Annotated in this window: 30 protein-coding genes and 1 tRNA gene; 10 read left to right on the plus strand and 21 right to left on the minus strand. The window is 65.3% G+C overall.

Features of this window, described 5'->3' with window-relative positions; translation table 11 throughout:
* Positions 1-2: 2 nt before the first annotated feature.
* A complete protein-coding gene (locus ABRA89_RS06460; protein WP_349940640.1) occupies positions 3-2,009 on the minus strand; it encodes a phage terminase large subunit family protein in 2,007 nt (668 codons plus the stop codon).
* Positions 1,957-2,553 carry a hypothetical protein gene (locus ABRA89_RS06465; protein WP_349940642.1) on the minus strand — a complete coding sequence of 199 codons (597 nt, stop codon included), beginning with the start codon at positions 2,551-2,553 and terminating at the stop codon, positions 1,957-1,959. The genes ABRA89_RS06460 and ABRA89_RS06465 overlap by 53 nt, the downstream gene beginning before the upstream one ends.
* A 112-nt stretch (positions 2,554-2,665) precedes the next feature.
* Between ABRA89_RS06465 and ABRA89_RS06470 the strand changes: the two genes are divergently transcribed.
* The 3 genes from ABRA89_RS06470 (at position 2,666) to ABRA89_RS06480 (ending at position 3,555) form a co-directional block, all read left to right on the plus strand.
* A complete protein-coding gene (locus ABRA89_RS06470) occupies positions 2,666-2,890 on the plus strand; it encodes a hypothetical protein (protein WP_349940643.1) in 225 nt (74 codons plus the stop codon).
* Positions 2,891-2,980: 90 nt separating this feature from the next.
* Positions 2,981-3,376, plus strand: coding sequence for a hypothetical protein (locus tag ABRA89_RS06475; protein WP_349940644.1), 396 nt, complete (start codon positions 2,981-2,983; stop codon positions 3,374-3,376).
* A 5-nt stretch (positions 3,377-3,381) separates the two neighbouring features.
* Positions 3,382-3,555, plus strand: a complete 174-nt coding sequence (locus ABRA89_RS06480) for a DUF3489 domain-containing protein (RefSeq protein WP_349940645.1) — start codon at positions 3,382-3,384, stop codon at positions 3,553-3,555.
* A gap of 53 nt (positions 3,556-3,608) precedes the next feature.
* Here ABRA89_RS06480 and ABRA89_RS06485 read toward each other — a convergent pair whose 3' ends face one another.
* From ABRA89_RS06485 to ABRA89_RS06565, 17 genes are all read right to left on the minus strand, one after another.
* Positions 3,609-3,833 (minus strand): DUF7220 family protein, encoded by a 225-nt coding sequence (locus ABRA89_RS06485; protein ID WP_349940646.1) that lies wholly within the window; start codon positions 3,831-3,833, stop codon positions 3,609-3,611.
* Positions 3,830-5,206 (minus strand): site-specific DNA-methyltransferase, encoded by a 1,377-nt coding sequence (locus ABRA89_RS06490; RefSeq protein ID WP_349940647.1) that lies wholly within the window; start codon positions 5,204-5,206, stop codon positions 3,830-3,832. Before ABRA89_RS06490 ends, ABRA89_RS06485 begins: the two co-directional genes overlap by 4 nt.
* Before the next feature lie 417 nt (positions 5,207-5,623).
* Positions 5,624-6,004: a DUF6362 family protein gene (locus ABRA89_RS06495; RefSeq protein WP_018303644.1), complete on the minus strand. Its 381-nt coding sequence runs from the start codon at positions 6,002-6,004 to the stop codon at positions 5,624-5,626.
* On the minus strand, positions 5,997-6,197 hold the full coding sequence (locus ABRA89_RS06500; RefSeq protein ID WP_028720215.1) for a hypothetical protein: 201 nt from the start codon (positions 6,195-6,197) through the stop codon (positions 5,997-5,999). The genes ABRA89_RS06495 and ABRA89_RS06500 overlap by 8 nt, the downstream gene beginning before the upstream one ends.
* Complete coding sequence (locus ABRA89_RS06505) at positions 6,194-6,682, minus strand: hypothetical protein (RefSeq protein WP_463671265.1); 489 nt, start codon at positions 6,680-6,682, stop codon at positions 6,194-6,196. The genes ABRA89_RS06500 and ABRA89_RS06505 overlap by 4 nt, the downstream gene beginning before the upstream one ends.
* A 392-nt stretch (positions 6,683-7,074) precedes the next feature.
* Positions 7,075-9,396, minus strand: coding sequence for an AAA family ATPase (locus ABRA89_RS06510; protein WP_349940648.1), 2,322 nt, complete (start codon positions 9,394-9,396; stop codon positions 7,075-7,077).
* A complete protein-coding gene (locus ABRA89_RS06515) occupies positions 9,393-10,163 on the minus strand; it encodes a PD-(D/E)XK nuclease family protein (protein ID WP_349940649.1) in 771 nt (256 codons plus the stop codon). The genes ABRA89_RS06510 and ABRA89_RS06515 overlap by 4 nt, the downstream gene beginning before the upstream one ends.
* Positions 10,160-10,615, minus strand: a complete 456-nt coding sequence (locus ABRA89_RS06520) for a DUF6511 domain-containing protein (RefSeq protein ID WP_349940650.1) — start codon at positions 10,613-10,615, stop codon at positions 10,160-10,162. Before ABRA89_RS06520 ends, ABRA89_RS06515 begins: the two co-directional genes overlap by 4 nt.
* 3 nt (positions 10,616-10,618) lie before the next feature.
* Positions 10,619-12,307 (minus strand): DEAD/DEAH box helicase, encoded by a 1,689-nt coding sequence (locus ABRA89_RS06525; RefSeq protein ID WP_349940651.1) that lies wholly within the window; start codon positions 12,305-12,307, stop codon positions 10,619-10,621.
* Between the two features lie 13 nt (positions 12,308-12,320).
* The gene (locus ABRA89_RS06530; protein WP_349940652.1) at positions 12,321-12,938 is read right to left on the minus strand and encodes a hypothetical protein; all 618 of its coding nucleotides are present in this window, start codon (positions 12,936-12,938) and stop codon (positions 12,321-12,323) included.
* Between the two features lie 17 nt (positions 12,939-12,955).
* Positions 12,956-13,843 carry an ATP-binding protein gene (locus ABRA89_RS06535; RefSeq protein ID WP_349940653.1) on the minus strand — a complete coding sequence of 296 codons (888 nt, stop codon included), beginning with the start codon at positions 13,841-13,843 and terminating at the stop codon, positions 12,956-12,958.
* Positions 13,843-14,139: a hypothetical protein gene (locus tag ABRA89_RS06540; protein WP_349940654.1), complete on the minus strand. Its 297-nt coding sequence runs from the start codon at positions 14,137-14,139 to the stop codon at positions 13,843-13,845. Before ABRA89_RS06540 ends, ABRA89_RS06535 begins: the two co-directional genes overlap by 1 nt.
* Positions 14,136-14,624, minus strand: coding sequence for a hypothetical protein (locus ABRA89_RS06545; protein ID WP_349940655.1), 489 nt, complete (start codon positions 14,622-14,624; stop codon positions 14,136-14,138). The genes ABRA89_RS06540 and ABRA89_RS06545 overlap by 4 nt, the downstream gene beginning before the upstream one ends.
* Positions 14,625-14,634: 10 nt before the next feature.
* Positions 14,635-14,844, minus strand: a complete 210-nt coding sequence (locus tag ABRA89_RS06550; RefSeq protein WP_349940656.1) for a helix-turn-helix transcriptional regulator — start codon at positions 14,842-14,844, stop codon at positions 14,635-14,637.
* Positions 14,845-15,011: 167 nt separating this feature from the next.
* On the minus strand, positions 15,012-15,905 hold the full coding sequence (locus ABRA89_RS06555) for a hypothetical protein (protein WP_349940904.1): 894 nt from the start codon (positions 15,903-15,905) through the stop codon (positions 15,012-15,014).
* 28 nt (positions 15,906-15,933) lie between these two features.
* Positions 15,934-17,121, minus strand: coding sequence for a hypothetical protein (locus ABRA89_RS06560; RefSeq protein ID WP_349940657.1), 1,188 nt, complete (start codon positions 17,119-17,121; stop codon positions 15,934-15,936).
* Positions 17,122-17,133: 12 nt separating this feature from the next.
* On the minus strand, positions 17,134-17,373 hold the full coding sequence (locus tag ABRA89_RS06565) for a DUF2188 domain-containing protein (RefSeq protein WP_349940658.1): 240 nt from the start codon (positions 17,371-17,373) through the stop codon (positions 17,134-17,136).
* A gap of 138 nt (positions 17,374-17,511) precedes the next feature.
* Between ABRA89_RS06565 and ABRA89_RS06570 the strand changes: the two genes are divergently transcribed.
* The 6 genes from ABRA89_RS06570 to ABRA89_RS06595 all read left to right on the plus strand — a co-directional run bounded on the left by ABRA89_RS06570 (position 17,512) and on the right by ABRA89_RS06595 (position 22,210).
* Complete coding sequence (locus tag ABRA89_RS06570; protein WP_349940659.1) at positions 17,512-17,832, plus strand: helix-turn-helix domain-containing protein; 321 nt, start codon at positions 17,512-17,514, stop codon at positions 17,830-17,832.
* 89 nt (positions 17,833-17,921) lie between these two features.
* Positions 17,922-18,779: an ImmA/IrrE family metallo-endopeptidase gene (locus ABRA89_RS06575; RefSeq protein ID WP_349940660.1), complete on the plus strand. Its 858-nt coding sequence runs from the start codon at positions 17,922-17,924 to the stop codon at positions 18,777-18,779.
* A gap of 139 nt (positions 18,780-18,918) precedes the next feature.
* The gene (locus tag ABRA89_RS06580; protein WP_349940661.1) at positions 18,919-19,641 is read left to right on the plus strand and encodes a hypothetical protein; all 723 of its coding nucleotides are present in this window, start codon (positions 18,919-18,921) and stop codon (positions 19,639-19,641) included.
* 339 nt (positions 19,642-19,980) lie between these two features.
* Positions 19,981-20,493, plus strand: coding sequence for a DUF2924 domain-containing protein (locus tag ABRA89_RS06585; RefSeq protein WP_349940662.1), 513 nt, complete (start codon positions 19,981-19,983; stop codon positions 20,491-20,493).
* A complete protein-coding gene (locus ABRA89_RS06590) occupies positions 20,490-21,827 on the plus strand; it encodes a recombinase family protein (RefSeq protein WP_349940663.1) in 1,338 nt (445 codons plus the stop codon). The genes ABRA89_RS06585 and ABRA89_RS06590 overlap by 4 nt, the downstream gene beginning before the upstream one ends.
* The gene (locus ABRA89_RS06595) at positions 21,824-22,210 is read left to right on the plus strand and encodes a hypothetical protein (protein ID WP_349940664.1); all 387 of its coding nucleotides are present in this window, start codon (positions 21,824-21,826) and stop codon (positions 22,208-22,210) included. Before ABRA89_RS06590 ends, ABRA89_RS06595 begins: the two co-directional genes overlap by 4 nt.
* A 106-nt stretch (positions 22,211-22,316) precedes the next feature.
* Here ABRA89_RS06595 and ABRA89_RS06600 read toward each other — a convergent pair whose 3' ends face one another.
* Both ABRA89_RS06600 and ABRA89_RS06605 read right to left on the minus strand, forming a co-directional pair.
* Complete coding sequence (locus ABRA89_RS06600) at positions 22,317-23,168, minus strand: hypothetical protein (protein ID WP_349940665.1); 852 nt, start codon at positions 23,166-23,168, stop codon at positions 22,317-22,319.
* 395 nt (positions 23,169-23,563) lie between these two features.
* A tRNA-Ser gene (locus ABRA89_RS06605) sits at positions 23,564-23,654 on the minus strand.
* Between the two features lie 499 nt (positions 23,655-24,153).
* Between ABRA89_RS06605 and ABRA89_RS06610 the strand changes: the two genes are divergently transcribed.
* Positions 24,154-25,836, plus strand: coding sequence for a formate--tetrahydrofolate ligase (locus ABRA89_RS06610; RefSeq protein WP_349940666.1), 1,683 nt, complete (start codon positions 24,154-24,156; stop codon positions 25,834-25,836).
* Positions 25,837-25,849 lie beyond the last annotated feature (13 nt).

Here is a 25,849-nt window from a genome sequence, read left to right on the forward strand (position 1 = left end):
GTTCAGAACCATCCTTCGCGCCGCCCGAGCCAGTCGGAGCGGCGCTTGCCCTGCGGGGCCTGTCCCGGCCGGTTGATCTGCCCGGCGGGATCGGTGTCGGTGGGGGCGGCCCCGAGCTGATCCTCGAGGTCGCGCCATTTCTCGTCCGGCCAGCGATCCGCGCCCGCGATCCAGGCGGCGGCGCGGGCATAGACCCGGCAGTCCAGCGCCTCGTTGCGCTCGCGCAGCTTCTGCCATTCGAGCCGGGCGAAGCCGCGCTTGGTGCGCACCGTCACCAGCTGTTCGGCCACGAACTGCTTCAGCCATTCGTTCTCGACCCAGTGTGGCAAGTGCACCGACCCGGGCGGGAATGCCGCACCGTCGGTCATCTCCTCCTCGGTTGGGCGCGCCAGCCGCAGGAAGCGGTAGGTCTCGGCCTTGAAGGTCGAGACCGCCACGGTCCAGAGCCGGGCCCCGCGCCGCAGGCGTTTGCCGCCCTCGGTCGCGTCCACGAAGGTCGGGCCCGAGACCGGACTGGAGCGGTTGAACCCCTCGACGCCCTTGACCGGCGACACCTGCCCAAACCCCTGCGCCCGCGACCAGGAATAGACCGCCGGGGCCTCGTAGCCGGTGTCGATGGCGAGCCGCGCGATGCGCAGATGTGCGCCGCGTTCGTGGGGCCAGGACCGGTCCAGCAGCGCCGTCAGTTCCGACCACGCGTCGTGCCGATCCGGCCCACCCTCGATCACGACGTGATCGACCAGCCAACTTTCCAGACCCCGACCCCAGGCCCAGACGTCGACCTCGATCCGGTCTTTCTGTACGTCGGCCCCAGCGGTCAGAAACAGCCCGCCCGCTGGCACCGTGCCGGATGTCCAGCGCTCGCGCCGGTCGTAGAGCCGCTGCCAGTCCGGGGCTTCGCCGGTCTCGACCCAGGTCTCGCCGAGGATCGTGTTACGGAACGCCTTGATCGCCTCGTCCGACCCCTGAGCCGCGTCCCATGCCCGCACGATCCGCTCCCAGCTCAGCCAGCCGATCGGCGAATAGAGCGCCGAGAGGTGATATCCGACCGTGGTCGGGTCGGCCGCCGTGGCGGTCGCGCGCCATTCGCCGCCCTCCAGCATCGCCGTCTTGTGGTGTTCCGCGATTGCCGCGTCGCAGCCCTCGCAGTGATATTCGGCAGTCTCCGGGCGGCCCTTCTGCCAGCGCAGCCGGTCGAACTTCAGCCACTGCATCGCGCAGCAATGCGGGCACGGCACGAAGAACCGGCGCTGGTCGGAGGCCTCAAACTCCCGTTCGATGCGCGACAGCCCCCGGATGGTGGGCGTCGAGACAAGCAGCACCTTGCGCCGGTGGGCGAAGGTCAGCGAGCGCGCCTCGGCCAGCGTCACCGGATCGCCTTCCTCGTCGGCCGAGGCCGGATAGGCGTCGACCTCGTCGAGGAAGATGTAACGCGCCGGGGTCGAGCGCAGCCCGACCGCCGAGTTCGCGCCCGTCATGATCAGGATGCCGCCCGCGAACTCCTTCGACAGCATGGTGTTGCCCGCGTCGCGGGACCGGGCGGGCTTCACCTGCTCGCGCAGCTCCGGGCTCTCGTCGATCAGCGGGTCGATCCGCTGGCGCGAGTTGCGTTTGGCCAGTTCCACGGTGGGCTGGACCGCCAGCATCGGACCCGGCGCCTGGTGGATCGCGAACCCGATCCAGTTGTTGCCCGCCTCGGTCGCGCCGACCTGCGCGGCCTTCATGAACACGATCCGCTGCGTGGGATCGCCGGGGCTCAGCCGGTCCATGATCTCGCGCATGTAGGGCGTGCGCACCGTGCGGTATCGCCCCGGTTCGGCCGAGGCGCGGCCCGAGAGCATCCGGTGCCGGTCCGCCCATTCCGAAACGGTCAGATCCGGGTCAGGCCGCAGCCCGTTGCCCCAGGCGCGCAGGATCTCGCCCGCGCCGTCGAAGTCCGTCAGGCCATCGCCGCTCTCACCGGAAGTCGGGCCGGACCTCGGCGAGTTCGTCGAGGTGGGCGCGTACATGTCTCTCCAGCACCTTCTGCATCGCGGCTGGCTCCACGGTGATCTGCTGGCCCGTTGCGTCGCTGCGCGAGGCCGATAGCTCGGCCGCCATCAGCGCTGCCGCGCGCGCTGGCCAGTTCACCCACGTGTCCCGTTCCTCCCGCGCCAGCCGGAACACCAGCGCCAGCGCGCGGGCCCGCTCGATCAGCTCCCCCTTCAGCTTCTGCAGACGGATGCGCCGCTCCTGCGCCTTCAGCACCTCGTTCGCGGTCTTGGCCTGCAGGAAGGTCGTGCCACCGCCGACGGCCGGAACCGCCAGCCCCTGTTCGCGCAGCGTGTCGCCGACGGCGGCCACCGCCGCCTCGGGGACAGGCTTCAGCTTTGGCGCAGGCGGCTTTCTCGTCTTGGACGGATCGGTCGTTTCCGCCCGGCGTGCGTCGCTGGCGGCCGCATTGATGCTGCCGTCGGGATAGAGAACCAGCCGCTCAGCCGTCTTCGCCTTCTGGATCGCGCCGCGCGACAGCCCGACATGGGCGGCGTACTGGCGCTCACTCATGCCCTGCATCGACGGCTCCGATTATCATTCAAGATCATGTGCTTATCGAGTTGATAAGCCTCCGCGACGGAGCGAACGTCACCCCAACGAAGCGATGCAACTCAGCCACGGAGCCACCCCAATGACCCGCCGCGCGACCGACAACACGAAAGCCCTCGACGCCTTCATCGCCGCGAAAACCGAGATCGACGCGATGCTGGAGCGGCTCGCCACCCTGAGCGCGGACCATTTCGAGACCCACCCCGACGAGATCAATTGGGGCCATATCGGCACCCTGAACCACTACCGCGCCAAGCTGCGCGAGATCACCGACATGGCCTTCAGCGAAGGCGATCACGCCGAGTAAGATGACCCGCTCCCGGTCCCGCCCGCCGAATGGCGGGCTCGACCTCGTAGAAGGGCCCGCATCCCGCGCGCCCCGATACGGGAGACGACGATGACCAAGCTTTCCGATACCCAAGCCCTGATCCTGAGCGCAGCCGCCCAGCGGCCCGAGCACATCGCCCTGCCGCTGCCCGAGAGCCTGCGCGGAGGTGCCGCCGCCAAAGTGGTCGGCGCGATGCTCGCCAAGGGCTTCCTCGAAGAGGTCGACGCCGACCTGCGCAAGGGCGAGCCCGTCTGGCGCGAGACCGGCGACGGGCACGGCGTCACGCTGGTCGCCACCAACGCTGGCCTCGCGCCGCCATCGGGATCGAGCCCGACGACGCGAACGCCGCGCCTGCGGGCGCGACGGACGCGCCGACCGAGGAGCCCGCGCCGGACACCCCCACCGAGACCGAGGCCGCCCCCAAGGCGCGCACGCCGCGCGAGGGCACGAAACAGGCCACGCTGATCGCCATGCTGCGCGCGCCGGACGGCGCGACCATCGAGGAGATCATGGCCGCGACGGGCTGGCAGTCGCACACGGTGCGCGGCGCGATGGCCGGGGCTCTGAAGAAGAAGCTCGGGCTCGAGGTGACCTCGGAGAAGGTCGAGGATCGGGGGCGCGTGTACAAACTCCCCGCCGCCTGACGCACTGGACCCCGACAAGCTGAAGGCCGCCGTCCCTCCGGGGCGGCGGTCGATCATTTGGCGCTCCGCATCCGGATCGCCTCGAATACCCGCCGCAAGGCGAAGGAACGGGCGATCGACACGATGGTGAAGATGGCGCCCATCTTCAGGTTCTGCGCCAGCGTCGTGTGCAGCCCGAAGACAGGGAAGATCAGGATCTGCGTCACGACCGCGACTCCGTAGCCGACGATCACGTTGGCAACGGACTCGACCAGCGACATGAGGCGGGACTGCTTCATGCGGCGGTCTTGCGCTTTCGCGCAAGTTCGGGGGCGGTGTCTGTTGCCGGGGGATCGGCCGGGGCGTCGGCATCGTCGCCGAGCCGCGCGGTTCTCACCTGCGCGAAGGTCCGGCCATCGCCGTCGAGGATCGCGTCGCGGCCGGTCTCTGCCTGCCAGCGCTCCGCTGCGACATCGACATAGGCCGGGCTGATCTCCATCGCGAAGACGCGGCGGCCATTGGCCTCGCCCGCCATGATTTGCGAGCCGGAGCCCGAGAAGGGCTCGTAGCAGAGCCCGCCGCGGGCGACGTGCTGGCGCATCGGGATGCCGAAGGCGTCGAGCGGTTTCGGCGTCGGGTGGTCCGGGCGCTCGTCCTTGGCGAAGCTGGGCATCTCCCAGGTCGATGGCAGCGTCTGCTCGGCGATCTTCGGCGGCCGGTTCGGACGCCGCCAGCCCATGAAGCAGGGTTCGTGCTTCCAGAGGTAGTGGGACCGGGTCAAGACACCGCGGTCCTTCACCCAGATGATCTGCTGGTGGACGAAGGCTCCGGCCTTTTCCCAGCACGCTTCCAGCATCGCCTGGCGGCGCGAGGCGTGCCAACAGTACCAGGCCGCATCCTCGGTGATCGCCTCGGCTACGGCCGCCGCGATGAAGCCGTCGTAGAGTTCGGCCCCCTGCGAACTGTCGTCCCAGGTCGTGCCGTAGGACGCCGACCAATCCTTGTTGCGGGTCGGATGGTTCGAGCCGTCATAGTCGACGAGGTATGGCGGGTCGGTCGCGAACAGGATCGCCCGCTCGCCGTTCATCAGGCGGCGGACATCATCGTGGCTGGTGCTGTCGCCGCAGAGCAGCCGGTGATCGCCGAGGATCCAGAGATCGCCCGTCCGCGACGCCGGATTGCGCGGGGGTTCGGGGATGGTCACCGGGGGCACGGAGCCCCCGGCGCCACCTTCTTCCCCCTCCCCCTCCGGCACGAAGGCCAGAAGCTTGTCCAGTTCGCCGTCGGAAAAGCCGACCAGCGACAGCTCGAAATCCTCGGCCAGCAGATCGTTCAGTTCCGCCGACAGCAGCGCCTCGTCCCAGGTGCCGAGCTCCGTCAGCTTGTTGTCCGCGATCCGGTAGGCCCGCCGCTGTGCCTCGGTCAGATGGCCCAGCACCATCACCGGCGCCTCAGTCAGCCCCAGCTGCGTGGCGGCCAGCACACGGCCATGGCCCGCGATCAATTCGCCGTCTTCGCCGACGAGGCAGGGCACGGTCCAGCCGAACTCGGCCATGCTGGCGGCGATCTTCGCGACCTGATCCGCGCCATGCGCCTTCGCATTGCGGGCATAGGGCTGAAGCTTGGCCAGCGGCCACATCTCGATCCGATCCGGGGCAAAGCTCAGCGTCATCGGCGGGTCATTCCTCGGATCAGGGTGGATACCCCTGGCTTCCGGACTCCGGGGTCCAGACTGGACTCCATGCGGGGTCCAGTGGCCACCAGGGGTGTCCAGCATCAAGGGTTTGAATTTGAAGTGTTTCAGGCGGGTTCAGGCGGCTCTGGCTTCCGGGTGGCTTCCCAAAAATCCGGCCCTGTCGCTGGCGATGTCCCGCGCTTCGCCCGCCAGCATACGAATATCGCCAGGAAGGAACCGGAAACTGCCGTGGGCTGGACCCCGGCCGGACCCTCGCTGGATACCGGGGTCCAGAAGGCCCCCGTCAACGCAAAGGGGAGAGCGAGCCTTCCAGCGCACTCTCCCCATCTTGCCTTTGGAATAGCACGATCATGTTGCAGATGTCGAAGGAAAAAGTGTTGCAACACATTGGAGTCACTGGGCATTCAGGCGCGCAGCGATCTTGGTCAGCGCCAACTGCCAGCGACGCCATGCGGTCGTGCGGTCGCAGCCAAGCTCGCCGCTGATCTGCTTCCACGGCACGCGGGCGGCGCGCGACCAGACCAGCTTGCGCTCCGCCTCCTCGATCCAGAGCACCCAGTCGAAGGTTTGCTCGAGCCGTGTGATCGCGGCGGCCGAGGGCCAGACCCGCATCGGCTGCGGCTCCATCGCCGCGATCTCGCGGCTGGTGCGCACGATGTCCGGCCAGGTGTTGAAGTAGCCCTGCGCCTTCACCGGCGGCAGCTTGCGCAGGGTGCGGAACGCCTCCTCGAAATGATCGGCGACGCAGTCGGCGGTCCATTCGCGATCAGCCATGGCGCGCCTCCCTGTCGGACGGGCGCGGGCCGTAGAGCTTCTCGCCGAGTTGGCGCACCAGTTCACGCTCGGGCCAGGTGAGGCGGTCGTCATCGGCGGAGACCGCGAGGACGCCCTGTTCCTGCCAACCCTCGCGCTTGACCTGTTCGGGATCCCGGCGCCGGCCGCCGTAGCCGTGGGGATGCCATCTCATGCGACACCTCCGTTCGTCTCGATCGCCCAGAGCAGGATGGCGATGGCGTCGGCCTCGTTGTCGTCGGCCGGGCTGAAGCCGCGGGCGCGGACGGCGGCGACCATGGCGGCCTTGTCGGCGTTGCCCTTGCCCGAGGCGTGGCGCTTGATCGTGCCGACCGGGACGCCCTCGTAGGGCACGCCGCGCAGCTCGGCCCATGCGGTCAGCGTGGCCATGAGCCCACCGTAGATGTGGCTCGCGTCGGTGCCCGCGTGGCGGCGGACCTCTTCGAACCAGATGGCGGCGACGGGCCCCGACAGCCGGTCGATCTCGGTCAACCAGTTGGTGAAGCGCAGGTAGCGCATGCCGCCGCCGTCGAAGCGGCCGGGGCGCAGCGAGACGGTGCCGCTGGTGATCAGGCCGTCATGACCGCGGATCGCCCAGCCGGTCGAGGTGCCGAGATCGAGCGCGAGGATGCAGCGGTTGTGGGGGGTGTCGAGCGGCAGCGATTCAAACCTTGCGCCGTCGCAAATTCGGGATCAGAGTCGGCTGAGCCATGATGGGTCTCCTTTGCCGGTGGCCTGTGGTGGTGGAAGACGACGGCGGACTGGTGCTTGGCGGTACGGGGCCGCCGTCGTCGGATCGGAAAGCACAAGGGAGCGTCACGGCGGCACGCGCGGCTGGCCCGGACGTATGGGAGGAGTGGCCAACCCTGTGGGGTGGCCCTCCCATACGTAGTATGGGGGTTTGACACCTAACTGTTCCGGGGAGAACAAGTGGCTGAAATCATTGGGGAATAAGACTTCAGGAAGTCTTCGGGCATGAGTCAGGGACCTGACTCTTATTTGCCCGTAACCCCTTGATTTCATTGAGTGCACAGTTGGCGCTGTCATATGAGTCAGGCCTCACTCATATGAGTGAGGTCTTCCTCCAGCCCCTCCGGGTAGACCCAGACGGCGGGGTTTTCGACCTGCAGGCAGAGCCCGGATTGGGGGCATTTGAAGTGGCTGGGCAGGACCGGACGGGCGGTCGTGGTGACCTCGCCGGTGTCCGGATCGACATGCTCCTCGGGGGCGCCGAACTGCATGCCTTCCACGCAGAGGTAGCCAAAACGGGACCGGGTGACGGGGAAGCCGAACCCCGAGGGGTCGCGCAGGAACTTCACGAAGCCCTTGGTCGCCAGCACGCTGAGGCGCTCGCGGATCGTGTGCTTGCTGCCCAGACCGCCCCGGTTCTCGAAGGTCTCGGCGAACTGCATGGCGGTGTAGAGGCGCTCGCTCGCGGCCTCATCCAGCAGCATGCCGAGGATGACGTCGTGCTTGCGCAGCCGCTCGGCATCAAGTTTGGCCCCGACCTCCTTGCGCACCAGGCGCTCGTTCAGCGGGTTCAGCTCGACCCACTCGCCCTTCACCTTGTCGATCAGCTTGCCCGGCAGCGCAGGGCCGTTCCGCAATTCGATCTCCAGCCTGCGGACGGTGCTGTCCTCGTCGGGCCGGTGCATGAGCAGCCCCGAGGTGTAGAAGCCGCGCAGCGCGCTTGCGCCGGAGAGCGCGAGGAAGGGATCGTCCTTGACCTGATGCTTGCTGGCCTTGCGGGTGTGGTGGGCGAGGATGACGCCCGCGTCCGGATTGACGGCCTCGCGGAGAAGCTCCACCAGGTCCTTCAGGAAGAACATCATGGCGGTGTTGTCGTTCTCGCCACCGCCCTCGGAACCGCCATCGAAGAGATTTCGGATCGGGTCGATGACGATGATGTCGGGCGGCGCGTCGGAGAATGCGGCCCGGATCGCCTCGGCCACGCGGGCGACGCCCTCCGCGTCGAGCAGCAGCTTCAGCTTCGGGGTGGCGATGAAGGTGTCGCGCGCGGCGGCGATCACGGTGGCGGGCAGCGCGATCTGCTGCATGCGCTCGCGCAGGTAGTGATACTGGATTTCCGCCTGGAGATAGAACACGCGCAGCGGCCGGGGCGGCGTGAAGCCGAGGAACGGCACGCCAGCGGCCATGTGCACGAGCCAGGAGATCAGGAAGTCGCTCTTGCCGACCTTGGGCGCGCCGCCCAGCACCAGGAGCCCGCCCTGGGTCAGCACGCGCGGCCCGATGATGTCCTCGGGCATCGGGCTCGTGTCGTCGAGGAGCGCGCCAAGGCTGAAGGTCGGCAATGGGCTGGCCGGGGCATCGGCGTGGGCTGTGCGCAGGAGCGGCGGACCGTTGCGCTTCATATGCAGCGCCCAGAGCCTTTCGGACTCGGCCATCAGCCGATCGAGCGGCCAGGACGGGCGCAGCATGGCGGCGTTGTAGCCGCAGATCGCCTCCCAGCCCGCGAAGGGATCGAGGCGGCCCTCGTGCACAAGGCGGACGTAATGGCCGATGGCGGCGCTGGCCCCCTGGAACCGGGACCAGTCGTCGACCGCGCCTTCGCGCACTGGCGTGGTGAGCACCGCGTCGATGTCGGGCTTCGCGGTCGGCGCGGCAACGTCGCTGGCGAAGCCCACACCGGGCAGCGGCGGCATCTCGGCGACCTTCTCGGCGAAATCCGCAAGGTCCACCTCGACGTCGCGATGTTCGCGGATCTGCACGAGGCGTTGATGACCGTGCTTGTGATAGACCGTGCCGGGCACCCGGATCGGCTGGTGCGCCGAGCGGAAATGCGTGTCGCCGCCGACCTTCACGGCGATCTCGCCGCGCAGGCGGCAGAGGGTGGCCAGGTCCTCACCCTCGGCCGGTTCGGTCAGTTTCCACCAGACATGGAGCTTTGCGGCGCCCTCTGGCGTGCGCCCGCCGCTTTCGATGATCAGCGTCGGCGTTCCGATGTGGCGGGTGACATGGTCCAGTTTGGCCGGGATGTCGCCCGCGTCGAGATCGACGACTATGGCCTGCATCTGCAGCACGTCAGCGGCGCGGGCCTGGCCCTGTTCCTCGACCGTGCCGGGGATGACATAGACAGCGGCGCCCTCGCGGTTCGCCCATCCGGCGAAGGTTGCGAGTTTCTCGGGCGCGGTGTCGTCGGCCGGGATCCAGATGTTGTGTGGCTTGCCGTCCCGACCCTGACCCTTGTCGACGAAGCCGCGGAGAGGGATCAGCCCCTCGCACCAGCTGAACACGGTGTCGAGGAACACGGCGATCTGCTCGGGGTCGGGGTCACAGCCGAAGGGGTTCTCGGACGGCGGCCCGTCGTTGAAGTCCATCCACGGGTTGAAGTGCAGGATGCCGTCGTCGCTCATGTCGGCAGCCCCCAGCAGCGCTCGGACCACGGGCAGAAGCGGCATTCGAAGAAGTCGGGCGTGGTGGCGACGCGCGGCAGAAGCTCGCCCGCATCGGTCGCCTGAAGGATCCGCACGCCCCGGTCGGACATGCGCTGCGCGAGATCGGCGTCGAACGCGACCTGCTCGTGGTGAAGCTCGGCGGTGTCCTTGTTGATCGCGGTGAAGAGCGCGGGCGCGGCGCTGATGCCGGGCACGCTGGCTTCCATGTAGGCCTGATAGACCGCGATCTGGGCAGCGTAGACCGGCTTGGATTTCGCCACGCCGTCCTTGACGCAGGCGCGCCAGTTCTTCGCGTTCATCGTCTTGCATTCCCAGAGAGCGGGAACGGCCAGCTCGAAGCCTTCCGGCCCCGCGGCGATGATGCCGTCGACATGACCGCGGATGCGCCCGCCAGCGATCGAGAAGCCGAACTGGCCGCCATCTGGCCGGTTGCCCTTGCGCGTGTAGAGGTCGAACCCGGCGCCGCGCAGCCAGGCGACGGCCAGATCCTCGAGCGCGTGGCCGATGGCGAAGATCCGCAGCGACTGGCCCGAGAAGTCCTGGCCGTCGTCCTTCGGCGTCGCCGTGAACTCGAACTGCAGGGCACGCTCGCAGGGATGGCCAAGGCGCGAGCCGCCGAGATAGTCGCGGGGCGGCCGCGTGGCCTGATCGACGGTGAGCGCCCGATCGACCGCGGCGTTGACCCGCTCTGCGAAAGTCGGCCGGTGATTGTAATCGAGGGTCAAAACGGCACCTCCGGCGTCTGCGCCCGGGCGATGTCGGACATGGCCTCGCGGAAGCCCTCGACGGCTTCCTCGATCAGCGCGCGCACCTGCGCCTCGGTCAGATCCGCAAGCGGGGTGGCCCAGCCGATCTCGTCCATCAGCAGCGCCACGCGCTTCACGGTGGCGGTGATCGCGGCGCGCTCTTCCTCGGTCAGGTCAACCTTGGCGAAACGCTCCCGCGCCAAGCGCGCCCAGAAGGACTGGCAGGGCATCGAGCAGAACCAGACCGACGGCCGGGGCCGCCCCGTGCGCGGACGCGCACGTTTCGATGATTTTGGCGGCAAAGCCGCCGGGCGGTGCGGATCGAACCAGCCAAAACCACGGGTGGGTTGCCGGCAGACAGCACAGAGCGTTCCACGTGGGTGCCAGAGCCGCCGCCGGCCCTCGGCGGTGATGGGGGTGGATCTGGGCATGGGTCATGCCGCCCTCCGTTCGGGAGATGCCGCCGTGTCGATCAGCTGGCGGATGGCGCGCTTGTTGAAGCCGAAGGTCATCAGCGCGGAGGCGCGGTAGCGCGTCAGGCCGAAGTCGTGGCGGCACTCGGGCGGCAGGTACTGCAGCTGCTTTTCCGTGGGCGGCTGGCGCAGCCAGGAGCGGGTCTTGAAGGCGCTCTCGTCGGTCTCGTGCGTGTTCAGCCAATCGTCTGCCTGCGCGAGGCAGACGGTCCGTTCGCCCACGCCCAGCAGATGCGGGCGTTCGCCCTTCGCCCCGCCGATGGCGTACCAGACCCCGTCCAGCCAGAAGATGCCGCCCCAGGCTGCGAAGCCCGTGGCCATCAGCGCGTCGTCCGTGCCGTAGAGGTCGACCCAGGCGAAGCTGGACCGCTTCAGCAGGTCGATCTCGGTCATCATGAAGCCCGACAGCGGCGCGGCGGCCCCGCTTTCGCCCGCATCCAGATCCTCGTGCGGGAACGCCTCACCGCAGAGCGGGCATTCGGTGGCGGCCAGCGGGATCTCCGCCTCGCAGGCCGGACAGGTCTTGGTCGGCGCCTCGCCGGTCTCGGTCTTGCCGTCGAGATCGACATCCTGTTCCAGCGTGCCGTGGATCAGGCTCGACGTCCCGAAATCCAGCACGACGCAGTCGGTCTTGACGATGCCGGGGTGTTCCTCGGGATCGACGGTGCGCAGCCCGCGCCCGACCATCTGGATCATGGTGGACTTGTAGGAGCTGGGGCGCAGCAGCACGACGCAGGAGGTGGGCGGATGATCCCAGCCCTCGGTCAGCACGGCCACGTTGACCACGACGCGGATGCTGCCCGCCGCATAGTCGGCGAGGATCGCCTTCCGCGTCTCGGCCGCCAGATCGCCGTGGATCAGCGCGGCGGAAACGCCCGCCGTCCTGAAGGCGTCGGTGACGTGTTCGGCGTGCGCGACGGTGGAGCAAAACACCACGGTCTGCCGGTCGCCTGCCTTCTCCTTCCAGTGCCGGATCACCTCGTCGGTGACGGGGGCGCGGTCCATGATGCCCGCCACCTCCGCCATGTCGAAATCCGACATGGTTTTGCGGACCGAGCGCAACTCGTCCTGCACGCCCACATCGATGACGAAGGTGCGCGGCGGCACCAGGTGGCCCGAGGCGATCAGCTCGCCCAGCCGCACCTGATCTGCGACATTGTCGAAGACCTCGCGCAGCCCTTTCCGGTCACCCCGGTTCGGCGTCGCCGTGACCCCGAAGATGCGTGCGTCGGGATTGGCCTCGCGCACACGGTCGATGATGCGGCGATAGCTGTCGGCGACCGCATGGTGCGCCTCGTCCACGACCAGCAGGTCGAGGCGCGGCATGTCCGCGAGGTTCGAGGCCCGCGCCAGCGTCGGCACCATGGCGAAGGCGACCTGGCCGCCCCAAGATTTTTCGGTGGCGTCGATCACCGATGTGGCGACGCCCGGCACCACCCGCTGGAACTTGGCGCGGTTCTGCGCCGTCAGCTCGTCGCGATGCGCCAGCACGCAGGCCTTGGCCCCGTCGCCGATCATCTCGCCGGTGACCGCCGAGAGCATTATGGTCTTGCCCGCGCCGGTGGGCGCCACGCCCAGCGTGTTGCCGCGGGAGGCGAGCGCAGCCACGCTGCGCTCGACGAAGGTCTTCTGGCGGGGGCGCAGGCGCATGGCCGGTCTCCCCTTACTGCGCCCAGCTCGGCCGACCGGCGTTGCCGGGGGCGGACGCGGGCTGGCTGGGCTGGGTGGCCGTGGTGGGCTGCTGCGGGGCGTGGCCCTGCGCCGGGGCGGCGGTGAACTGAGGCGCGACCGTGCCCATCAGCGCGGCGTAGTCGCGGTGATCGGGCGTGACCGCGGCGCGGATCTCGTTCTTGTCCTCGCCGTTGGTGCCGATGTCGATGCGGGCGATGAACTCGACGCCGTCGAGATCGCCGAAGCCGTTGATGCGGCGGCGCGCCTGCGCTTCGGGCGAGTTGTCCTTGTCCGACACGCCGCGCGCCGAGTTGAGGATGCCGCGGATCAGGCCGCGCCCCATGTTCGCCCAGTCCGGGCCCTTCGGGCTGTAGAGGCCGATCAGCGACCAGACCTTGCGCCGGGCATAGGGCCCCTCGAGCACCGTGTATTCGGCGTCGAGATAGACGGCGCCGGTGGCGGCGCGGCGCGCCCAGCCGCCGGTCCAGCCCTGCGAGGGGTCGTCGAAGCCGCCCGGGCGGAGCGTCAGGCGCACCTTGGCGAGCGTGCCTTTCGGGATGACGTTGGTGTTGGATTGGGCGGAGTTGAAGTCGTTCCAGGATCCAGACATGACTGGGGTCTCCTCGTTCAGGTGTTTTCGGAAGGGGTGGGGGCGTCGGGGGTCGCAGCGGTCGCGGCCGGGGGCGGGCTGCGATAGGCCAGCCGCTCGGAGGCGGGCTTCACGGGCCCGCGGATCTTGGCCATCAGGCGGCCGAGATGCGGCTCCTCGATCAAGTCGAGGCGACCGGAGCGGTCCTTCGCGGGGAAGTTCCACTGATTGATCGTCTGACAGATGAAGGCACGATAAGGCGTGCCGGCGTCGTCCTTGATCTCGGCCATCGTCAGGACCTCATCGACGATGCCCGGCAACTCGAGGCCGGTCTTCGAGCCGTCGATCTGCGGCTGGAAGATGCGCCTGTTGAAGTCGTCGAGCTTCTCGTCGAGGATCCCGACGAACCAGACGTTCTTCGCCCGCGTGTGCTGGAGATGCGTGAGCCACGCGATCATCTCGCGGCCGTGCATGCCATAGGCGCCTCGGACATCGGGCTTGCCGGTCTTGTCCGAGAAAGCCTCTGGCTGACCCTTGCACCATTGGAAGCAGAGCCGTCCGGCCACAGTGATCGAGTCGATGAAGACAGTGTGGTAGCGGTCGAGCGTCGCCGGATCGCCGAAGCGCTCGCACACTGCCGCGAAATGGGCGTCGCTGTAGACCTGGTCGTCCCGCAGCGCCGGATTGGGCCCGCCGATGAAGACCGCGAAATCGCGGCATTCGGCCCATGTGCGCGGCCGGACGCTGTCGCCGGACCATCCCTCGATGGCGAGGTCGCCCGCCTCCAGGTCGATGAACAATGTAGTGGCGGAGTCGAGCGTCCAGAGAAGCGAGGTCTTGCCGATTCCGGACTTGCCGAAGATCGTGCCCTTGATGCCGCGCGGCTCGGCGAGCCGCTGATCGGCGGAGATGATCGGGAGAGCCATTACTTGCCTCCCTTCGCCGCGATCAGGGCGTCAATCGCGATGTCGGCTCCTAGCGCGCCGGCCTTGCGGGCCTCGTCGTGGAGGGTGCGCACTGCGTCGATCTCGCGGTAGAGCGCCGATGCCCGCTCGTTCAGGCCGATGAGGGCGAAGGCCAATTCGTCGATCGAGGCCGCCCCGACCGGCTTGACGGTCTCGTCGCGACGCTCGCCAAGGGCCGGCACCCGGATGGTCTCGGGCAGCTTGTCCAGCCCGTAATGCTGCTCGCGGAGCAACGCGAGCTTCTTCGTGATGCTCATGACGTCACCTCAGTGTTCAGGGAAAGACGGAAGCTGGGCTTGCCGGTGCGGACGGTGCGCGCGTCCTCGAAGGCGGAGCGGATGTGGCTCGGCCAGGCCGCGAACTTGCGCTCGGGCACCTTGATGGCGACGTCGACGTATTCGGTCGGGTCGTCGCCCTCGGCCCGGATGCGCTCAACGAGAGCGGCGAGCTTGTGCTGGTCCCAGTCGACGCGCTTCGGCAGATCAGCGATCACGGTGACCGCGCCGTCGTCGAAGCGGACCGTGCCGGAGTCCTTGCCGGCGGCCTGGCGCGTCGTGTGGGCACGATCGCCGTACTTGAGCGCGACGGCCCCATCGAGCCAGTCGCAGATGGTCTTGGCGCAGCGCAGGGCGTCGGCGGCCTCGTCCTGCAGGAGGGCGAGCTGCTCTGCGGGCAGAGCGGCGATGTCGCCGACAGCCATGCGCCGGAGCTCATCGAGGGAGATGCGGTTGTAGATCATCATCACCGCCCCCTCACGCCGCAGGCTTTGCGGGGCTATCGGCGGTGCTCGCGCGGATCTGCTCGCGCTCGTACTCCTCGACGTCTTCGAGGCGGTACACGACGCGACCACCGAGCTTGACGAAGCGCGGGCCTTCGCCCGTCCAGCGCCAGCGCTCAAGCGTGCGGTGAGAAATGTTCCAGCGCGCAGCCAGGTCGATCTGGTTGAGATGTTTCGTAGCCATCTGTGTCTCCTTGGGTTTTGGTCGAAAACCTGCGGAGAGGATGGCTGCTGGGCGGGTAGGAGCCGGGAAGGAGCCAGGTAGGGCTCAAGGTAGGAGTCGTTGAATCTGCGTCAGAAACAAAAAAAGCCGCCCCATCGGGCGGCCTGTCGTTGAAGAAATTCAGGACATCAGAGAAACAACCAACAGCGGCCATTCTCCTCGCGGATGAAATCGCGCCATTCGGGTCTCCCGGAGAAAGCCTTCGCCAGCGTGTTGACGCTCGTACTGTATCCGGCGGTCTCCAGAACCTCAGCGGTCAGAAGTTCCGGATGGCCCGATTTCCAGGCGCCATACAGTTGCCGGATGATTGCGCGCTGCTTCGATCCAGAGAACGCATGCCGTGTTCCGCGAACCGTAAGTGACGCGCCGTCGGCGGCCATGGTGATCAGGTCGTCGCTCAACTGGGAGCCCGCCGCAATTCGGGCGGCCAAGAGGTCGGGAACGACAGTAAGACCGTTGTGGTCGGCGACATCTCGGACGTCGATCAGCGTATGACCGAGGTGCACGTCAGTCGGCAGGCGATTTCGAGGTGTAAGGCTCAGGACAACTCGCAAGCCGGGTGCCGGGCGCTTCCGGGCGGCATCGATGAAAGTTCTCCATATGGCTGGATCGCCGAGCCGACGGCCAATCCATACAGCTGTGCGTTTGCTGCGTCCTGGCAGGCGCGCGTCGCCGACCTCCCAAAGAAGGTCAGGCACGAGTTCGACAGAAGCGGTTCGCGGCGACAAATCCAGCCGCTCCACCAACTGGCCGATCAGCTTGCTGAAGTTGACGCGGAACATCGCCAACTGATCACCGGGGACGCTCACCCACCCCGCTGTCGGGCTGAAATACCCATATGCCCGATGTTCGGATGACCAGATCAGATTGACGGGCTCATCCTCGTGGTCGACGAGTGAAACGGCTGCCCGTGAGTGATCTTTAGGCTGAATTATCCCAGCCGCCTTCAGCGCCGGCGCGACCCGCCCATAGTAGCCGTCGAGGACCGAGCCGCTAATGACCGCATCCGGCGTCTCGATCACAGACAGCAACAGGTCTGCCGCCTTCCGATCAATCGACGACGGCACCGTCAGCCCCGGAAAGAATGCCCCAGCGGCGCAGGTACTTCTCGCCGATCAGCTGCTCCTCCTCGGTCTGTTCCTTGAGATTGCAGCCATGCGGCATGGTGATCGTCAGCGGCAGCGTCCGGCCCCGCTTCGCGTCGCCTTTGGGTTGGAACTTGATGGTCAGCTTCGCCTGCGTCGCCACCCATCCGCCAGCCAGTGGATCATTGGACCCGAACCGCTCTGCCGACATGCTCCAGATGGTGCGATCGGCCTTCCGCAGGCATTCGAGCGTGACGCGTTCGGCGTTATTGTCGATTGGCATCAGGCGCAGCTGCTTGACTTCAACGGACTCGATGCCGTCTTCCGGGTCCGTCGGGAAGCTGAAGGGGTGCAGCAGGACGGCGAGATCATAGGTGCGGAACGGCACCTTTTCACTCTGGAACTCGATGCCGAGCAAATCCCGCGCCATGACGCGCACCATCTCTTCGCGACTCTCGCGATCGTTGGCCACGACTTCGATGACGCCGGTCGCCGGTTCATAGGTCATGGCCGCCTCGAATACCGGGCGGCGGGCGCGGCGGACCAGCGCACCGCCATCATCGAACGCCAGGAAGTCGTCCAGCAGGCCCTCGCGGTAAATCGCGATCTGAACCAGTTCGCAATCCTCGCCATCGAAGGTCGGCCGGTAGCGCCCGAAGATGTCGATGTGGATGTTGTTCGAAGCGAACCGCTCGCGGAGTGACGCCTTGAAAGCTTCCAGGGAGGCCTCATCGCGACGCAGGTCAAGGTTCGGCTCACCGATGAACCCGTCCCAGCTCCGGCCACGGCGGCGCTCGTCGGTGTAGCGGACTTCCTCGGCATGGCGGAACCGAACCGGTTCGTTCAGGAACATCCACAGCGCCCGCGCGTGCCCATTGGCGAGATCGTCGAGAACCGTGCGGTCATCGACTACGCTGTAAAGCGCGGTTTGCCCGGCATCGTCAGCGAGGGCGCCAACACGCTCGGCATCATTGACGATGCGCGCTCGGGCTTCGTCGTCCATTTCGTCGACGGCGCGGAGCGTGATGCGGACCACCTCGGGCTCCGGCCCCTGCCAATCGACTTCGGTCGGAAGCTCGATGCCGGTATGGTGGAAATAGGCCTGCAGCGACGAAGCAGGCATGTTGCGGATGAAAGTCGTCACTGAGGCCATGATCGGTTCTCCTTAGCCCTTGATGGTGCGCGGGTCGTTCCCGTGCGAATCGGACTGGCCGATCCGGCCGTCCCGGTTGTGGATCTTGAATTCCGTCCCGGCGTTGCGGCTCATCTCTCGCCCCCGGTCGATCGCCTCCCGCTTGGTGTCGAAATGCCCGCTGGCGCGACCGGCGCCGCCGCGGCGAACGTCCCAGCCGCCACCAGAGCTGGGAACTACGTGGTGGGTCCCTGACCCTTTTTCCTTAGCCATGACGGCCTCCTGTCTCGTAGAAGCGCTAATGTTAGTTCGTTCTTGCGAACTTCTGCGAAAGATAGGAGTTGCGTGTATCGCGTGTCAAGGACTAGATGTAACGCGATAACGAACTCGCCGAAAAACAGGAGGACACCCGTGCCAACACCCTTGGGAGAGCGCGTCAGAGAGCTCAGACTGAAGCGAGGTCTGACGCTGGAGGCGCTGGCCGAGCGGGTCGGTTCAAGCAAGAGCTACATGTGGGAAATCGAGAATAAGGACGTCGCGCGCCCCTCGGCGGAGAAGCTGCAGCAGATCGCCCTGGCTCTGGAAACGACCGCCGACTACCTGCTCGCCACAGAAGCCGTCACCGAGGCCGATGCGGCCGACACGGCATTTTTCCGCAAGTACCAGCAGATGAAGCCCAAGAGCAAAGAGCGGCTTCGAGAGATGCTGAAGATCCTGGACGATGAGGATTGATGACGGACAAGGCGCGAAAAACGCCTCGGCGGGCTGCCAACGACCTGACGGTTCTCCTCCGCACTGTGCTGGGGGAGGACCGATTCCCGGTGGACGTCGAAGCGCTGGCGCTTGAGGTCTCGCGCAACCATGAAGATCCGATCACGGCCGTCAAAGGCGTCGATATCGACGGCTTCGAGGGCATGCTTCGCGCCCGGCGCAAAAAGCCTGGCTGGCAGATTCTATACAACACGCAGCCACGCTATCGGGGACGCGAGCGTTTCACGCTGGCCCACGAATTCGGGCATTACCTGCTGCATCGGCGCCCGCTAACCGCCAGTCATTATCGTGATGGCGAGTTGTCCGAGGATTACGATTTCGAGTGCCTTCCGCTCCAGTCCAACGACTGGAAAGACGCAGAGAGGGAGCGCGAGGAAGAGGCCGACACCTTCGCTTCCTTCCTGTTGATGCCGATCGACGACTACCGCAACCAGATCGGCGGCCAGGAAATGACGCGCGATCTCCTCGGCCACGTCACGGATCGATATGGCGTCTCACTGCTTGCCGCCACGCGCAAGTGGATCGAGTTCACCAACACCCGGGCGGCCATGGTGGTGGCGCGTGATGGTTTCGCTCTTTGGGGCCGGGCCAGTACGAGCGCTTACAAAAGCGGCGTGTTCATCCGTTCCGGCATGCCGATCCCGGATGGTTCTGTGATGGCGATGGGCGCTGCATCACAACACCGCAGCTCCCAGCGGCCCACCGCTCTTCCCAACGGCATCTGGACGTTCAGTCGGGGATCGGAGCCCGTCCGTGAACTCGCCTTTTTTTCTGACCGCCTCGGCATTTCTGTTTCGCTCCTCCAGTTCGATGGACTCGGTGGAGCGGACATCGAAGAGGATGAGCCGTGGGACAGCTATGACCAGTTTCTTGCTGGCGTCAGCCAATCACGGTGGCCGCAAAGGTGATCGTAGTCGATGATATCGAGAAGAAGGCGTCGTCTTCGCATCATGCATGTCGAAGGCGAGTGCGTACTGGAAAACTAACGCACCGCCGAGGATATCAGGATCGTCGGCCGGATCCGCTGGTTCGGACGGGAGACCAGATGTGATCGCGTTCCGGGAAATCGACGATGCCGATCCGGCACTCTTGCATTCGCCGATGCTACGCGCCGTGGAAAAGACATTCTCCTACGTCGCCGAGCACGGAGGGATCGAGTTGACCCCGTCCAAAGCCTTCAAGCGCAGTTTCGTCCATTGGGCCGCAGCCCAGTTCGAATGGCCCGGATACTCGGAGGTCGACCTCTTCGCCGTCAACAAGGTGCTCAACGAGATCGACTTCGGCCCGCTGATGGATCTGCATGACCTGATGATCGCATTGAAAATCGGGCGGCACTACAAGGGGGAGTTCAAGCTGACCAAGGCTGGCCGGTCGCTTGTCGGTCATCCGGGCCGGCTTTTCGGCATCATCACGCCATTCTATCTATTCGAGGTCGATCACCTGCGGTTTTCACGGCGCGAAGCAAGACCGCTGGGTAACTGGGATATCTTCTGCAACGTGCTCAACGTCGAGGCAGAGGACGGCGCAACAGGCGGAGAGATCCGGCGCGCCCTCTATGGAGAGCCAGATGACAACCGTCTCTTCGATGAAGCGCTGAGCAGCCTTTATGTTCAGGTGCTGCGGCCTCTCTGCTGGATGGGGCTTCTGCATGAAAATCGTTCTGATGGGTTGTCTCGCACCGAGCGCAGCGTGTTCACGAAGACGCCTCTCTGGCGGGCGGCATTGCGTCTGGCCACCGACGACAAGGTACGGCCAAGGACGCGTCACTGATAAAACTGCGCTCCACTTCTAATGATTCCGCAGCAACGCGATAAGTCATTGAATCTGATTGCGTATCATCGTTTTGTGACTACCGTTTCGCCAGTCATCCTCTGTTGCGAACGGTCTCATGCAAGACACCCGATCCGGTCCGAACCCGCTATTTCCCGCCCGTCTGTCGGCGGAAGAACGCCTTGATGAACTCGCGCAGATTCTTGCCGCAGGGCTCAGGCGTGTTCTGCCGGAACAGTCCAGTTCTTTATCTGCGCCTGGCGAAGACAGTTCATTCGACATTCTCGCCCTCAAACGCCGTGTTGGTCGTCGCAAACCGAGCAACCGAGTTGGAGGGCAATGATGCCAGGAACAAAGAGAAAGACTGACGCCGCGCCATGGCAACCGGGCGACCGCGATACGGCGGACGCGAGCGCGGTCACGCAGCTTGCAGCGCTGAAGCGAATGACAGTAATCGAGTTGAAGGCGAAGTGGGAAAGCCTCTTCGGCATGCCCGCACCGAACAACAGCCGCAGCTACCTCGAGCTGAGGCTCGGCTACCGGATCCAGGAACTGACCCTCGGCGGGCTCTCGCGCGAGACGCGGCGTACGCTGGACCTGCTGGCGGACGAAATCGAGGGCCGGGTCGGGCGCAAGACGATCATCGCGGATCCCCGCAACCCGGTGGTCGGCACCCGCCTCGTGCGTGAATGGGACGGGGTGGAGCACACCGTCACAGTGATGAAGGACAGCTTCGACTGGCAGGGGCGCAAGTTCAAGTCGCTGTCGGCGGTGGCGCGGGCGATCACCGGCACGCAGTGGAACGGCTACCGCTTCTTCGGCCTCCGCGAGGCGCGGAGGGACGACCGATGAGCCGTCATCAGGAAGCCGTCGCTATCATGCCGCGCCGCCAGCGCTGCGCCATCTATACCCGCAAGTCGAGCGAGGAAGGGCTCGACATGGAGTTCAACAGCCTCGACGCCCAGCGCGAGGCTTGCGAGGCCTTCGTGACGAGCCAGAAGGCGGAAGGCTGGGCCACCATTCGCGAACGCTACGACGATGGTGGCTTCTCCGGTGGCACGCTGGAGCGCCCCGGCCTGAAGCGCATCATTCAGGACGTCGAGGCCGGTCTGATCGATGTGATCGTGGTCTACAAGATCGACCGGCTGTCGCGCTCGCTGATGGACTTCGCCAGGCTGGTCGAGATCTTCGACCGCAATCAGGTGACGTTCGTGTCGGTCACGCAGTCGTTCAACACCACGACGTCGATGGGCCGTCTGACGCTGAACATCCTCCTGAGCTTCGCGCAGTTCGAGCGAGAGGTGATTGGGGAGCGCATCCGCGACAAGGTGGCGGCCTCGCGCAAGCGCGGCATGTGGATGGGCGGTTACGTCCCGCTGGGATACGACGTGCGCGATCGCAAGCTGGTGATCAATCAGGCTGAAGCCGCGACGGTCAGGATGATCTTCGAGCGGTTCGTGCAGCTGGGTTCCGCGACTACGCTGGCGAAAGCGCTGGCGGCCGAAGGCGTGCTGAACAAGCGCGGCAAGCTTATCGACAAGGGCTTCCTCTACAAGCTGATCAATAACCGGGTCTACCTTGGCGAAGCGGTCCATAAGGGCACCGCCTATCCCGGTGAACACGAAGCCATCATCAACCGTGACCTGTGGGACAAGGTGCACAGCATCCTGCAGGAAAGCCCGCGGCTGCGGGCGAAGAACACGCGCCGCCAGACCCCGGCGCTGCTGAAAGGGATCATCTTCACCGAGACCGGCGCCGCGATGACGCCGACGGCGACAAAGAAGGGCAGCCGCCTTTATCGCTACTACGCCTCGATGGACCTGATCCGCAATCGTCCGACCGGTGATGCCTCCGGTCCGCTGCGCTTGCCGGCGGGCATGGTCGAGGACGCCGTGGTCGGTGAAATCCGCCGCATGATCCGCGCGCCCGAGATCGCGGCTCGAACGATTGAGGCCCTTCGCGAAGTGAACTCGGCCGTCGATGAGAAGGCGGTTGTCCAGGCCTTCGGCGAGTTCGACCAGATCTGGGCGGCGCTCTATCCGGCGGAGCAGACCCGCATCGTCCAGCTTCTGGTCGAGCGGGTGACCGTCGGCGAAGACGGCATCGCCGTCGATCTGCGCCATGAGGGGCTGGGCTCGGTCCTGCGGGACATGATGGCCGCCCGCCAGACGGAGGCCTGTGCATGACCGACTCGACGAAGACCATCCGGGTCGTCATCCCCCTGACGATCCGCAAACGCAATGGGCGGCCGAAGATCTTCCCGCCCGACGAGGTGACGATCCGGGACGGCCGGTCGCAAGACCCTCATGTGCTGCGCGCCATCGCCCGCGCCTGGAACTGGCGGCGGCAGTTGGAATCCGGCGCCGCTTCCACCATTCAGGATATCGCCGCGGCCGAGAAGGTCTCCGACCGGTTCGTCAGCCGAATGATGCGGCTCGCCTATCTGTCGCCGGAGGTGCTCGAACACCTCGTCATCAGGCGCGTACCGCCGGCGCTCTCGCTGAACGACCTCGTTGCGGTAGCCAATCGGCCGTGGGCGGAGCAGATGAATGCCGCGTTTGGTTCATAATGAGATTAGGACCTCTCGCCGCCAACGCCCATTCAAGCCAGAGGGTGCTAAGCTGGAGCATCCGTCTGGCCAACAGCTGCGAACTCAAATTTCAGGTTCTCGGCAGTCAGCCGTCAAGCCGCGCGAAATCCAGATCGTCGGTGAATGCCTCCAGTGGCTCGTTCGCCTCCTCGCAGAACGTTATGATGTCTCTCCATAAGGGCCAGCCGCTCTTGAGGTCCAGGATGCGTACCGCAGGCTTGGGACCCATGTCGGTGTCAATCTGGTCAATGTCGCCAAGACCGTAGGCATCAAGTTGGTTCGCGCGCTCGGCAATAGCGCGCTCACCAAGATTGAATGCGCCTTTGAGGTCGCTGATAAGGATCAGGGTTCCGGCCATACCGGTTTGAACAGCCCGACTACTGTCCATCTTTGCCGCCCGCTTCATGACGGCGCCAAGAAATCTGCGAAGCTCAATTGGTACGTTTTTCAGTCGGGCGACATAGACGTTAAGTTCTTCAGCGGCCTCATGGAGTTCGGTAGCCCCGTTGTTCCAGCCGAGCACCTTGTCCAGGCGCTTGAGATTCCGGACCTCAGTCGGGGCGTCGAGCTCAGTCCAGTCGGTCAACGTTTCGAGGATGGCGCGGTCGGGACGCGAGAAACGGCGCTCGTGATCGTCCTTCATCTGCTTGAGCCTCTCGACCGGATAGGCTGTCACGTCATTCGTCTTCTGGTGGTGCGGATAGCACATGAGCATGAGGTTCGAGGCAGCCCGCCGGTCCTCATTAGTCATGGTTGAGTTGAAACGTTCGCCATCCTCCTCGGCTGCCTCAATGTGACAGACCTGACCTATGAATGTACCTTCTGCGTCCATCATCAGCTGCCCGCAGCCCGGGAATGCGCATAGATTGCCCGATTTCAGGAAGAGCTCCCGCAGGGTTTCACCTTTGGGTGCAAGTCGTTTTGCTTTCTCGGGCATCGTGGGTCTTTCAGAGTTAGGTCGGAACAGGTTGGAGCAAGGTGATGATATTCTAATCGTATCCACTTGACGGCAAGCTCCCATGATCCTCTCCGACCTTCGTCGCTTTACGCCTGGAAACGACTACCTTGCGTTCTCTCGTTCGCGACGCCAATCGGAAGAATTCCCGCTGAATGCAATCTTGAGAGAACTGCGAAAGCCGCTGAAAACGCTGGTCTTTACGAAGCCGAACCGGGCCGAACGAGGTTCGCTCGCTCAGAGACGGATGGCCGTTCAGAGACGGATATTAGACCCGGCGCCAGTCTCGGAGGTTCGGGCGTGTCGGCTAAACGCCTTTGAGACAAAAATAAAAAGGCCCCCAACGGGAGCCTCATCTCGGGTTCGCTACAGGATAATGGCGGAGAGGGGGGGATTCGAACCCCCGATACGCTATTAACGTATGCCGCATTTCGAGTGCGGTGCATTCGACCACTCTGCCACCTCTCCGCGAGGCGTTCCTGTCGGAAACGTTCGGCTTTGCCTGCAACTGCTCTGGATCGATCGATCCGGGGCGAAAGCAGGCAACTCCATGGTCGCTGTTCCCATCGCTGGGCACACGCAGGCTCCTTAACAACAGGAGCGGCCAGATGACAAGCGGTCAAACGCCTTGCCGCGAAAATTCGACCGAGTGGTCCGGCTTTCGTCGACGAACCTCACCCCGCGAGTGCTCGCTGGGCTACCGTGTTCAGCTCTCGATCATGTTTCCTCAAGTCGGAGAGCGCGGGAAACGTATTCCGCGACTCGGTTCTCTCAAAACCACCACGTGCAATTGCTCAGGTTGTTTGAAAGGGCAAAACGGTTTCAGCCGGAATACTGGCCCTCACCTACCCGTTCGGTGAAATTCGGTTGCCCTAAGGGCTTTCTCGTCTCAAACCTGTTTCCTTCACTCCTGCTTTGCCCGTAACATTACTGAACTGCCATATCGTATGGCCCAGGGAGGTGATGAATGAGCGATGTGAAGTCCGATATCGAAATTGCGCGCGCGGCCAAGAAGAGGCCGATCCAGGAAATCGGAGAGAAGCTCGCAATTCCCGGAGAGCATCTCCTTCCATACGGCCACGACAAGGCGAAGGTCACGGCGGATTTCATCAAGAGCCTGGAAGGCCGGCCAGACGGCCACCTGATCCTCGTCACCGCCGTCAATCCGACGCCTGCGGGCGAAGGCAAGACGACGACGACGGTCGGCCTGGGTGACGGCCTCAACGCCATCGGCAAGAAGGCAACGATCTGCATCCGCGAAGCCTCGCTTGGCCCGAACTTCGGCATCAAGGGGGGCGCCGCGGGAGGCGGGCTTGCCCAGATCGTGCCCATGGAGGACATGAACCTCCACTTCACGGGCGACATTCACGCCATCGGTACCGCGCACAATCTCCTGTCGGCGATGATCGACAACCACATCTATTACGACAATGAACAGGGCATCGATTCGCGCCGCGTGACATGGCCGCGCGTGATGGACATGAACGATCGTTCCCTGCGTCACATCGCAATTTCGCTCGGCGGAGTCAGCAACGGGTTCGCGCGAGAGGATCGCTTCGACATCACGGTTGCCTCGGAAGTGATGGCGATCCTCTGCCTCGCCACCGATCTCGCCGACCTGCAGGAGCGGCTCGGCAACATCATCATCGGCCAGCGCCGCGATAAAACACCTGTGACCGTGAAGGATATCAAGGCCGAAGGCGCGATGGCGGTTCTCCTCAAGGATGCCATCCAGCCCAATCTCGTGCAGACGCTGGAGAACAACCCGGCCTTCGTCCATGGCGGCCCCTTCGCCAACATCGCCCATGGCTGCAATTCGGTGATCGCGACGAAGACCGCGCTGAAGCTGTCCGATTACGTGGTCACCGAAGCCGGCTTCGGGGCCGATCTCGGCGCGGAGAAGTTCCTCAACATCAAGTGCCGCAAGGCGGGACTCAGCCCGAAGGCGGTGGTGCTGGTCGCGACGGTGCGCGCACTCAAGATGAACGGAGGTGTGGCGAAGGACGATCTCGGCACAGAGAACGTCGAAGCCGTGAGAAACGGCTGCGCCAATCTTGGCCGGCATATCGAGAATCTCAAGAAGTTCGGCGTTCCGGTGATCGTCGCGATCAACCACTTCATCAAGGACACGGAGGCCGAGCTGCAGGCGGTCGTCGACTTTGCCAAGCAAACTGGCGCCGAGGATGCGATTATCGCCAAGCACTGGGCGGAAGGCTCAAAGGGTGTGACCGAACTCGCGACGAAGGTCGCCGAGGTCTGCGAGAGCGGGAAATCCGATTACAAGCCGCTCTATCCGGACGAGATGGGTCTCGTGGAAAAGATCGAGACCGTTGCCAAAGAGGTCTACCGTGCGGACGGGATCGACGTCGACGACAAGACCCTCGCTCAGCTGAAGGACTGGGAGGATCAAGGCTACGGCAATCTGCCGGTCTGTATGGCAAAGACCCAGTATTCCTTCTCGACCGATCCCTCAAAGCGGGGCGCGCCGACCGGATTCAAGATTCCGATCCGCGAAGTGCGGCTGTCGGCTGGCGCCGGTTTCGTGGTGGTAATCTGCGGTGCGGTGATGACCATGCCGGGCCTGCCAAGGACGCCGGCGGCCGAATCGATCCGGCTCAACGATCAGGGCCAGATCGAAGGTCTGTTCTGAGGTCTGGGATGCG

Origin of the sequence: Fulvimarina thalattae (genome assembly GCF_040239565.1) — a bacterium.
In the GTDB taxonomy this organism is placed as follows: Bacteria; Pseudomonadota; Alphaproteobacteria; order Rhizobiales; family Rhizobiaceae; genus Fulvimarina.